At 27.1% G+C, this 774-nt stretch carries 1 pseudogene; it reads right to left on the reverse strand.

The window, feature by feature from the left end:
* Window positions 1–774 (reverse strand): annotated as a pseudogene (locus BUE91_RS07215) (hypothetical protein); the annotation flags it as partial.

Below are 774 nucleotides of genomic sequence, written 5' to 3' on the forward strand. Positions count from 1 at the left end.
ACAAGCCTCTTAGTAAGTCTACCCCCTTAATCTCATATGGGTTCTTTATTAGTTCCTGTATCTTGGGTAAATCATTTATAACCTGATTAATCTTATTACCAAATAAATAATCAAATCCTAAACCTAAATAACCCGTATTAGAAAGTCTTTCAATTTTATCTAATCCATACTCTCTAGTTATCTCTTCCATAACATACTTATTAAAATCAGATTCAAAATCATGCCATTTTTCTTCTAATCTATACTCCTTATTTCCTCCAGCATTAGAAGAACTTTTATTTCTTCTATTAACTGTATTTTTAGGTAATACTGGTTTATCAATACCATTATTATATAAATAGTCTGGATTCAATTGTTTAGAGTTTATAAGTGTATAGTCAAAATTTTTATCATATCCAGGTAAAAGATAAATAAATTCACTTGGAATCTGATACCAAGCTCCAATACTAGAATACTTTCTATCTAGTCCTATACCTAATCTTTTATAAAGTTTCTTTCCTATTTTTTCTATAACTTTATTTACTTCAGCCTTATTATTAATTTGATTGCTTATATTAAGTAATTGAAAAGAAATAAACGAACTTGTAGTAGGTTTTTCATCTTTTTCAAATACCTTTATTATACTAGATATACTGCTAAACTTTGAATTAGAATGTATTTCATCAAATAAAATTTTAGGAATGTATCTAAGAGGAGAATCTCCATAAAGTGATCCTGAATAATGACCTAATATCCTACTTGTTCCCTTAATTCCTGAAACCTCTGCATTTGATA

Source organism: Streptobacillus notomytis (assembly GCF_001902585.1).
Taxonomy (GTDB): domain Bacteria; phylum Fusobacteriota; class Fusobacteriia; order Fusobacteriales; family Leptotrichiaceae; genus Streptobacillus; species Streptobacillus notomytis.